Origin of the sequence: Agromyces aurantiacus (assembly GCF_016907355.1) — a bacterium.
In the GTDB taxonomy this organism is placed as follows: Bacteria; Actinomycetota; Actinomycetes; order Actinomycetales; family Microbacteriaceae; genus Agromyces; species Agromyces aurantiacus.
Window position 1 is genome coordinate 579,968 of sequence record NZ_JAFBBW010000001.1, and the last position, 8,897, is coordinate 588,864.

At 73.4% G+C, this 8,897-nt stretch carries 10 protein-coding genes; 4 read left to right on the forward strand and 6 right to left on the reverse strand.

What is annotated here, in order from left to right; genetic code table 11:
* The first annotated feature begins 109 nt into the window (after positions 1-109).
* Entirely contained in the window at positions 110-430 is a 321-nt protein-coding gene (locus JOD46_RS02770) for a DUF7882 family protein (protein ID WP_204391498.1), read from the forward strand.
* A gap of 27 nt (positions 431-457) precedes the next feature.
* Here the strand turns inward: JOD46_RS02770 and JOD46_RS02775 are convergent, their stop codons facing one another.
* A complete protein-coding gene (locus JOD46_RS02775; protein ID WP_307834880.1) occupies positions 458-1,567 on the reverse strand; it encodes an AI-2E family transporter in 1,110 nt (369 codons plus the stop codon).
* Between the two features lie 62 nt (positions 1,568-1,629).
* On the reverse strand, positions 1,630-2,157 hold the full coding sequence (locus JOD46_RS02780; RefSeq protein ID WP_204391499.1) for an SRPBCC domain-containing protein: 528 nt from the start codon (positions 2,155-2,157) through the stop codon (positions 1,630-1,632).
* A 70-nt stretch (positions 2,158-2,227) separates the two neighbouring features.
* Here JOD46_RS02780 and JOD46_RS02785 point away from each other — a divergent pair, with 70 nt between their 5' ends.
* Positions 2,228-2,626 (forward strand): hypothetical protein, encoded by a 399-nt coding sequence (locus JOD46_RS02785; RefSeq protein WP_239562565.1) that lies wholly within the window; start codon positions 2,228-2,230, stop codon positions 2,624-2,626.
* Positions 2,627-2,674: 48 nt separating this feature from the next.
* On the opposite strand, the gene JOD46_RS02790 is transcribed toward JOD46_RS02785, so the two are convergent.
* From JOD46_RS02790 to JOD46_RS02800, 3 genes are all read right to left on the reverse strand, one after another.
* Positions 2,675-4,459 carry a phytoene desaturase family protein gene (locus tag JOD46_RS02790; protein WP_204391500.1) on the reverse strand — a complete coding sequence of 595 codons (1,785 nt, stop codon included), beginning with the start codon at positions 4,457-4,459 and terminating at the stop codon, positions 2,675-2,677.
* 148 nt (positions 4,460-4,607) lie between these two features.
* Entirely contained in the window at positions 4,608-5,438 is an 831-nt protein-coding gene (locus tag JOD46_RS02795) for an ABC transporter permease (protein WP_204391501.1), read from the reverse strand.
* 31 nt (positions 5,439-5,469) lie between these two features.
* Complete coding sequence (locus JOD46_RS02800; RefSeq protein WP_204391502.1) at positions 5,470-6,462, reverse strand: ATP-binding cassette domain-containing protein; 993 nt, start codon at positions 6,460-6,462, stop codon at positions 5,470-5,472.
* 60 nt (positions 6,463-6,522) lie between these two features.
* Between JOD46_RS02800 and JOD46_RS02805 the strand changes: the two genes are divergently transcribed.
* Together JOD46_RS02805 and JOD46_RS02810 are read left to right on the forward strand one after the other, a co-directional pair.
* A complete protein-coding gene (locus JOD46_RS02805; protein WP_204391504.1) occupies positions 6,523-7,554 on the forward strand; it encodes a helix-turn-helix transcriptional regulator in 1,032 nt (343 codons plus the stop codon).
* A 443-nt stretch (positions 7,555-7,997) separates the two neighbouring features.
* On the forward strand, positions 7,998-8,417 hold the full coding sequence (locus JOD46_RS02810; RefSeq protein ID WP_204391506.1) for a VOC family protein: 420 nt from the start codon (positions 7,998-8,000) through the stop codon (positions 8,415-8,417).
* A gap of 64 nt (positions 8,418-8,481) precedes the next feature.
* Here JOD46_RS02810 and JOD46_RS02815 read toward each other — a convergent pair whose 3' ends face one another.
* Positions 8,482-8,871, reverse strand: a complete 390-nt coding sequence (locus JOD46_RS02815; RefSeq protein ID WP_204391508.1) for an META domain-containing protein — start codon at positions 8,869-8,871, stop codon at positions 8,482-8,484.
* Positions 8,872-8,897 lie beyond the last annotated feature (26 nt).

An 8,897-nucleotide genomic window follows, 5' to 3' on the forward strand; every position in this document is an offset into this window, starting at 1 on the left:
CGCCAGTTTATCTAAATTGGCGAGAGAAATGCTAGACTGATCGTTCACCTCGTCCCCCCGAGTCCCCCAACCGGACGTCTCGCCGGGCCGACCGATGGAAGGAACGGCCATGGGTACCCTGCACTATGGCGGCACCGAACAGATCGACCTGCCCGACCAGCTCCTCGCGCACGTCAAGGTCGTCATGATCTCCAAGCTCCGCCGCAACGAGAGCTTCACCCTCTCGTGGAATCGCCCGAACGACGCCGGCGCGGGCCGCACGACCATCTGGCTCGAGGCATCCGTGCCCCTGCGCTTCGTCTTCGAGACCGCCGACGCGGAACCGCTCGACCCCCAGCTCCTCCAGCAGCTCGCGCGTGAGGCGAACACCGCGCGCGGGCTGGTCATCGACCTCGAACCGTCCGAGGTCCCCGCGCTCGAGGCGGTCTGACGCCCGGCGTCGCCCGAGGACCCGACCCTAGGTGCGCGCCTTCCACGGCACGACGACCTCCTTGAGGATGAGCAGGATGCCCGCCGCGACCGGGATGGCGACGAGTGCACCGGGCAGCCCGGCCAGCGTGCCGCCCGCGAGCGCCGCGATGAGCACGATCGAGCCGGGCACCTGCACGGCCTTGCTCATGACCCGCGGCGTGAGGATGTACGCCTCGACCTGCATGTAGACGAGCATCGCGATCAGCACGACGAGCGCGGCCGTCGGCGAGACGAACAGCGTGAGCGCCGTCATCACGGCCGTCGTGAGCACCGTGCCGATGAGCGGGATCAGCGTGATGAAGAACGCGGCCACCGAGATCACGAGCGCGAACGGCTGGCCCACGAGTGTCAGCAGGATGAGGCTGTACACCGCGTTGAAGAACGCGAGCACGACCATGCCGCTGAGGTAGCGACCGACGTTCTGCATGATGCGCTCGGCGTAGTCGACGAACCGGGCGCGGTGGGATGCCGCGATGAGCGTGTACACCGCGGCCTTCGAGGCGTCGAGCGTCGCGGTGAAGTAGATCGTCAGCACGAACACGAAGAAGCCCGTCGAGATGCCGCCGAGGATCGCGATGCCGATGTTCAGTGCGCCGCCGCCGAGCGTCGCCCACGTGTTCGGGTCGGTGACGATGCCGATGAACCACGAGTAGATCGTGCCGAGGACGCCGCCGGATCCGGAGGACGCCTCCTGGAACCACGCCTGGTCCTGCAGGTTGGCGTAGAGCTGGGGCAGGGACCTGATGAACGCGGCCGACTGCTCGATGACGAGCGGCAGCACGAGCCAGAGCATGCCCGCGATCACGAGCACGAACAGGATGATGACCGTGAGGATGGCGTAGCCGCGCTTCATCCCGCGGCGCTGGAACCAGCGCACCAGCGGGTCGAGCCCGAGCGTGATGAAGATCGCCGCGAACACCGAGAACGCGACGCCCGACAGGCTGAGCAGTGCCGCGGCGATGCCCAGCGCGACGAGCACGCCGGCGGTGGCGACGAACGCCCACACGAACGGCCGGCGGGCCATCAGGTCGCCGCGCACCGCGCCCGACGCTCGATCCTGGTGCTGTTCGCGGGCGCGCCGCTCGATGGCCTTCACGGCGCCATCCTAGGGAACGCCCGTGGCGCCGAGCCCGCCACCCGTCCGGTGGGTCGGGCTCGTCAGCGGCCGACTTCCGTGGCCGGCGCGGCGGGCGCGGGCACGTGCAGCCGCCGGTAGGTCTCGACGAGGCCGGGGTCGTAGTCGGCCCGCTCGGGCAGCGCGCGGCCTGCGCGCACGGCCGCGAGCCGGTCGAGGTAGTAGTCGCAGCGCGGCCCGATCACGGCCGCCTCGGCACCCGACGACAGCCGGTGACCGAGCGTGAGGGTCGTCATGCCGCCCGCCTCGCGCAGGTGGCAGAACACGCGCACGGCCGAGTCGTCCTCGCCGATGTCGGCGCGCACGCGATGGGGCGGATCCCACACCAGGACCGACGCGTTCTGCCACTCGGCGTCGTCGCGCGACATCCGGAACCGCACGCCGCCAGTGGAGGGGATGCCGGTGTAGGTGCCGAGCCACGATTGCATCGCGGCCGGGTTCGTCAGCGAGTACCAGACGTCCTCGATCGGCGCATGGAACAGCCGGTCGAACTGGAGGTAGAGCCCGTCGTCCTTGCGAACGTAGTGGCCGGTCGCCCGAGTGATGGTCATCGTCGCCCCCCTGCGTGTCGTCCTGACCTCAGGCTAACCTCGGTCCGATCGCACGGCTAGAGTGACGCGCATGGGGAGTTCGGGTTCGAAGCCGAGGGTCGCACGCCAGTCCGGCGGCCGCACGTCGACCGAGGAGGAGTCGCTGCGACTGCCCTCCGGTCACCAGACGATGTGGGGGTGGTTCTCGGGCATCATCGTGCTCGCGCTGATCGCGGTGCCGCTCAGCGCGGCGTTCGCGTTCGCGACCAATCCGCGCACGCAGCAGCTGTTCGCCGGGCGCCTGTCCGAGGCCACGACGGGCGGCTACCAGGCGTTCTGGTGGGTCGTGACGCTGCTGCTGCTCGCGCTGCCGGTGCTCGTCGGCTACGGCGTCGCGAAGCTGTCGAGCCGCGCGCTCGCGATCGTCGGCGGCGTGGTGGCGCTGTTCGTGATCGCCATCCTCATCCTGGGGCAGATGTTCGTCTTCTAGGCGAGGGCGAGCGGATGGCGCGGCGCGCGTCCGCGCCATCCGCCGCGTTCACGGCAGCTCGCCCTCGAGCACGGCCATCGCGGCGTTGTGGCCGCCGATGCCGCTGACCGCTCCGCCGCGGACCGCGCCGGAGCCGCAGAGCAGCACACGCGGGTACGCGGTGGCGACGCCCCACCGCTCGGCGGGCGTCGCGAGCGAGTCCTCGGGCTCGGCCCAGGGCCAGGAGAGCGGCCCGTGGAAGATGTTGCCGCCCGGCATGCCGAGCGCCTCCTCGAGGTCGCGGGTCGTCTTGACCTCGACGCACGGGTTCCCGGCGCCGTCGGTCGCGATCACGTCGGCGATCGGCTCGGCGAGCACGGAGTCGAGCGAGGCGAGCACCGCGTCGCGCAGCAGGTCGCGCAGCTCGTCGTTGCCGTAGCGGTCGACGAGCCGGTCGGGCACGTGCAGGCCGAACACCGTGAGGGTCTGCGCGTCGGAGTCGGCCAGCTCGGGGCCGAGGATCGACCGGTCGCTCAGCGTGTGGCAGTAGATCTCGCACGGGAGCGGGTCGGGCAGCTCGCCGCTCGCGGCCTGCCGGAACGCGGCCGCGAGCTGCGTGCCGAGCTCGTTGATGTGGAAGGTGCCCGCGAACGCCTGCTCGGGCGCGACCGACTCGTCGAGCAGCCGCGGGAGGCGGTCGAGCAGCAGGTTCACCTTGACCTGGGCGCCCTCGGGGATGCCGAGGCGCGCGAGGCGCCGGCGGGCGTACTCGTCGACGGGGACCTCGTCGGAGGCGGCCGGGAAGGGCGGTTCGTCGCGCGGCGCCACCGACGCGTCGGGGCCGGCCGCCGCGGCGGCGTGGGGGTCGGCGTCCGCGCTCGTGGCGATGCCCGCGGCCTCGAGCCCCGACGCGGACGGCGCGAGCAGGCGCTCGAGCACGACCGGCGCGACGTTCGCGAGCACGACGTGCGCCCGCGCCATCCGCTCGTCGCCGGCCTCGCGCCAGCGGACCTCGCCGGTCTCGGGGTCGATCGCGACGACCTCGGCCTCGGTCCGCAGGCTCGCGCCGGCCTCGCGGGCCGCGCGCGCGAGCTCGCCCGTGACGGCGCCCATGCCGCCGACGGGCACGTCCCAGTCGCCCGTGCCGCCGCCGATCACGTGGTACAGGAAGCAGCGGTTCGCGTCGAGCGCCTCGTCGTCGAGGTCGGTGAAGGTGCCGATCAGGCCGTCGGTCGCGACGACCCCGCGCACGAGGTCGTCGGTGAAGCGCGCGTCGATGGCCTCGCCGAGGGGGCGCTCGATGAGCTCGGCCCAGATGCCGTCGTCGCCGACCAGGGCCCGGGCCTCGTCGCGCGTCGGCAGCGGCTCGGTCAGCGTCGGGAAGAGCGCCTCGGCGAGGCGCGCGGTGTCGGCGTAGAAGGCCGTCCACGCGGTGGCGTCGTCGGCCGCGCCGACCCGGGCGAACGCGTCGCGCGCGGACGCGGCATCCGCTTCGACGTCGACCAGCAGCCCGCGGCTCGGATCGCGCGGATCGGGCGTGTACGACGAGAAGCGCCGGCGCACGAGCCGCACGTCGAGGCCGAGGTCGTCGATGATGCGCTGCGGCAGCAGGCTCACGAGGTACGAGTACCGGCTGAGGCGTGCGTCGACGCCCTCGAAGGCCTGGGCCGACACAGCCGCGCCGCCGACGTGGTCGTCGCGCTCGAGCAGCAGCACGCGCCTGCCGGCGCGGGCGAGGTAGGCGGCCGCGGTGAGGCCGTTGTGACCGCCGCCGACGATGACGACGTCGTGGTCGGGTGCGGTGGCCGGTTCGGCTGCGGCGGGTTCGACGGCGGGGCGCGCTTCGGTGGGCATCCATCGAGCGTAGACGAGCGGATGGCGCGGCTCGCGCGACGGGGTCGGCTGCGCAACACAGGTGCGCGCGCGGCGCGCCGCGCGGGAGGCCGGCGTGTCGCGGAGGACACGCCGGCCAGCACCTGCGTTGCGCGGGTGTCGCGAGCGTTCAGCGCGCGCGGCGCATCGCACGCACGCCGAACCCCAGCCCGATCGCGCACGTGATCGCCGCGGCGATCACGCCGCCGACGATCGACGGGGCGCCGAAGTCGCCCGCGAGCAGCGCGCGCTCGGCGTCGACGAGGTAGCTGAGGGGGTTCACTGCAGCGGCGAACCGCATCCACGCGGGCCCATCATCGAGCGGGAGCAACATGCCCGAGAGGATCATGAGCGGGAACAGCAGCGTCTGGTGCACCATCCAGAACATCCAGTCCCGGTTGCGGCACGCGAGCGCGAGCGTGTAGCTCAGGGCGCCGAGGCCCACGCCGAACACGGCGAGCACGATCAGGCCCGCGACGAGGCCCGGCACGTCGAGCCGGAACCCGAACGGCACGGCGACGAGCACGACGATGGTGCCCTGGATCACGAGCGGCACGACGTCCTTCAGCGTGCGGCCGACGAGCAGCGCGCCGCGCGAGAGCGGGGCCACGAGCGTGCGCTCGTGCGATCCGGTCTGCATCTCGAACAGCAGGTTCGCGCCGGTCGACGCCGTGCCGAACAGCGCGACCATCACGAGGATGCCGGGGACGAACCACTGCAGCGTGCCCGACGCGTCGCCGCCGGCCGCGCCGACCAGCAGCGGACCGAACAGGCCGAGGAAGACGAGCGGCTGCACGAGCGAGAAGACCACGCTGAACGGGTCGCGCACGAGCGGGCGGGTCTCGCGGACGAACACCGCGGCGGTGTCGTGCACGAAGCCCGTCGGGCGGGCGGATGGCGCGTCGTGCGGGGCGAGCGCGCCCGGGGTGGTGTCGGCGGCGGGGCGGGTGAGGGTGTTCATCAGGGTCTGCTCCTTCGTCTTCGGATCGGTGTCAGGCGGCGGCGGGTCCGGCGGCGTCGGGCGCGGCGCCGGCGGGCGCGGCGCCCTCCTCGCGCAGCGACCGGCCGGTGAGGGCGAGGAACACGTCGTCGAGGGTCGGCGCCCGGTGCGTCGCGGCGATCACCTCGAGCCCCGCCTCTGCGAGCTCGCGGATCCAGCACGGGAGCGCCCGGTCGCCGTGGGGCGCCGTGACGGTCACGACCGCCCCGTTCGCCTCGCCGCCGACGCGCGACGCCGCGGCCGCGGCATCCGCCGCCGACCGGAACGCGAGCGCGACCCGGTCCCCGCCGAGCTGCTGCTTGAGCGCGGGCGCGGTGTCGTCGGCGATGACGCGTCCGTGGTCCATGACCATGACGCGCTCGGCGAGCTCGTCGGCCTCGTCGAGGTAGTGCGTGGTGAGGAAGATCGTCGTGCCGGTGGTGCGCCGCAGCTCGACGATGTGCTCCCACAGGTTCGCGCGGCTGTGCGGATCGAGTCCCGTGGACGGCTCGTCGAGGAACAGCAGCTCCGGACGGTGGAGGAGCCCGAGCGCGATGTCGAGGCGCCGCTTCTGGCCGCCCGAGAGCGACTGCACCTGTCGGCCGGCGACCTGCCCGAGCTCGAGCGACTCGATCAGCTCGGCGGCTCGAGCGCGGGTCTCGCGACGCCCCATGCCGTAGAACGCGCCCTGGGCATGCAGCTCGTCGCGCACGCGCTGGGTGTGCCCACCGGAGTCGCCCTGGCCGACATAGCCGATGCGGCGGCGCACGCCGGCCGGGTCGAGGCGGATGTCGCAGCCGGCGACGCGCGCCTCGCCGGACGTGGGCGGCAGCAGGGTCGTCAGCATGCGCAGCGTCGTCGACTTGCCCGCGCCGTTCGGTCCGAGGAACGCCACGAGCTCGCCGGCCTCGACGGACAGGTCGACGTCTCGGACCGCCTCGACGGGGTGCCCTTTCGCGCGGAACGTCTTGGTGAGGCCCCGTGCGGTGATCATCTGGTTCGTCATGACCCGAGCCTCTCGCCGCTTGCGGACAGTTCCTGTCCGCAATTGGAGGAGAATCGGCACATGGCCGCGACCACCACCCGCACGCTCGAACTGCTCTCGCTGCTCCAGAGCCATCGGCATTGGACGGCGCGCGAGCTCGTCGACCGGCTCGCGGTGTCGGAACGGACGCTCCGGCGCGACGTCGAGCGGCTGCGCGAACTCGGCTACTCGATCGAGTCGACCCGCGGCGTCGCCGGCGGATACCGCCTCGAGGCCGGAACCGGCCTGCCGCCCCTGCTGCTCACCGACGACGAGGGCGTCGCGATCGCGGTCGGCCTGCGATCGCAGGCGGCCGCCGGGCTCCGCGGCGCCGAGCACACGACGCTCAGCGCCCTCGCCAAGATCGAGCAGGTGCTGCCGCCCGCGCTGCGGCGGCGCATCGAGGCCCTGCAGGCGGTCGCGACGCCTGCGGTGCCGGGCGGATGGTTCGGAGCGGGCGGATCCGCCGCCTCGGGCGCGGGCGGCGCCACCGCGCCATCCGTCGACAGTGAACTGCTCGGCCAGCTCGCGCTGTGCTGCCGCGACGGCGAGCGCGTGCGCATGCGGTACACGGATGCCTCGGGCGCGCCATCCGCCCGATCGATCGAGCCGCACCGGCTCGTGCCGCTCGGCCGGCGCTGGTACCTGCTCGCGTGGGATCGCGACCGCGACGACTGGCGCACGTTCCGGCTCGACCGGATCGCCGACGTGTTCCCCACGCGCGTGCGCTTCGCGCCGCGGCCGCTCTCCGACGAGGACGCCCTCGAGCGCGTGCAGCGCGCGGTGCGCTGGCGCGACCGGGGGATGACGGCGCGCATCGTCGTCGACCTGCCCCTCGAGGAGTTCCAGGCGCGGCTCGGCTGGTGGGCGCGCGATGCCGTGGCGACGGCCGACGGCGCCGCGACGGCGTGGCCCATCGAGGGCGAGTCGGTGCAGGCGGTCGCCGCGGCGCTGCTGTGGGTGCCCGAGGGGGTCGGATGCCGCGTCGAGGGCTCGCCCGAGCTGCTGGCGTTCCTGCGGGCGCAGGCCGCCCGCTTCGCCGCGGCGGCGCCGGCCGGGGGCGCGGCGCCCTGACGCGAGTCCCGGGTTTGTGCGGGTGCACCCGCCGCAACTCGGTATTCGTGACCTGGGGCGGGGGTGGTGGGTGCGCGCCTTCGGGCCGAGTCCCGGGTTCGTGCGGGTGCACCCGCGTCAACCCGGTATTCGGGACCTGGGGCGGGGGTGGTGGGTGCGCGAGCCCTGATGCGAGTCCCGGGTTCGTGCGGGTGCACCCGCCGCAACTCGGTATTCGGGACCCGGGGCGGGGGTGGTGGGTGCGCGGCGCCCTGACGCGAGTCCCGGGTTTGTGCGGGTGCACCCGCGTCAACCCGGGATTCGAGACCTGGGGCGGCGGTGGTGGGTGCGCGCCTTCGGGCCGAGTCCCGGCTTCGTGCGGGTGCACCCGCCGCAACCCGGGATTCGGGACCTGGGGCGGGTGGCGAGTGGCGCGTGTCGGCGGGGCACGGTCGAATGGGCGCATGGACATCGCCTTCATCGCCGGGTTCGGCCCGATCGGCACCGTCGACGCCGCGTCGCACGACTTCTGGGCGGGGGCGCTCGGCATCCCGTTCCACGAGAACGCGCCGCGCTACTTCCACACCGAGAAGGTCGAGGGCGCGAAGGCGTTCGCGATCTGGCCGCTCGACCAGGCCGCCGAGGCCACGTTCGGCACGACCGAGTGGCCCGCCGATCGGCAGGTGCCGCAGGCCTGGATCGAGTTCGACGTCGCCTCGCCGGAGGCCGTCGCCCCGGCGGTCGAGGAGCTGCGCGCCAAGGGCCTCGAGATCCTCGTCGAGGCGCACGAGGAACCGTGGGGCCAGACGACGTCGCGGCTCATGAGTCCCGAGGGCCTGCTCGTCGGCGTCAGCTACACGCCGTGGATGCACGAGCCGGCCTGACCGGCGCGGGGCCCATCGGCACGGGGCCGATCGGCGCCCGGGCGCGGGCCGCGAACGCCCGCCGTCAGCCCTCGCGCTGGAGCTGCCCGATCTCGGCGCCGTCGGCCCCGAGCACCGTCATGGTGTCGTCCGACACCTCGGCCACGCTGAGCCCGCTCAACCAGGTGTCGACGCCCTGGCACGCCATCTTCGTCGACGCGACGTTCTCGAACTCGATCTGGTCGGCCTCGTCGACCGACCACGTGCCCCGCAGCCGGTTGCATCCGTCGCTGCCGGTGAGCCCGCCGCCCTCCTCGAGCGTGAGGTACGGCGTGTTGGCCCCCGACGAATCGCCCCAGGTGCCGGTCGGATCGATGTCGCCGCCGCTCGCCTCGCCCTCCTCGCCCGCGCACCCCGCGAGCACGAGCGCGGCCGCGATGCCGGCGATGACGGCGGCCCCCCGAAGTCCGTCCATGCCCGAAGCGTAGCCCCGCGCACGTG